At 55.5% G+C, this 677-nt stretch carries 1 protein-coding gene; it reads left to right on the forward strand.

The genetic code is table 11. From position 1 onward, the window contains the following. Positions 1-21: 21 nt before the first annotated feature. The coding region (locus tag N1032_RS25700) for an SNF2-related protein (protein ID WP_259543447.1) at positions 22-677 on the forward strand (656 nt) is incomplete at its 3' end.

Genomic DNA, 677 nt, shown 5'->3' on the forward strand with positions numbered 1-677 from the left:
ACTGGCGGGAGTACAAGTTGAATGGCAAAATTTAACCCGCGCCCATATCAACACCCCATCATTCAGGCGATCACCACTATTAAGCGTGTTAATATCTTCGCCTCTATGGGTGTGGGTAAAACCGTGTCGTGTCTAACGGCCATCCATCAAATGTATTTAGACGGGCCTGTTTTGGTACTTGCGCCGCTGCGCGTGGCGGTATCGACCTGGCCCGATGAAGTTGCGAAGTGGGATCACCTTTCCGACGTGACCGTTTCGCCCATCGTTGGCACGGCTGCGCAGCGCCGCAAGGCGCTGGCCGTTGATGCGATGGTCTATACCTGCAACTATGAAAATTTGCCGTGGTTAGTCGAGGAGTGCGGCGATCACTGGCCGTTTGCGATGATTATCGCGGACGAATCCACACGCCTGAAGGGATTCAGGCTGCGGGCGGGAAGTAAGCGCGCGATGGCCCTGGCGAAAGTTGCGCACAGCAAAACGCCCCGCTTTGTTAACCTCACCGGTACACCGGCCCCCAACGGCCTGATCGATTTGTGGGGGCAATGCTGGTTTATCGACAAGGGCCAACGTCTAGGCCGCACGTTCTCCGCGTTTACCTCCCGTTGGTTCAATCAGCAACGCTTCGGCAACTTCTTTAAACTCACGCCCCACGCTCATAGCCAAAAGGAAATCCAAAC

Source organism: Herbiconiux daphne, assembly GCF_024979295.1.
GTDB classification, from domain to species: Bacteria; Actinomycetota; Actinomycetes; order Actinomycetales; family Microbacteriaceae; genus Herbiconiux; species Herbiconiux daphnes.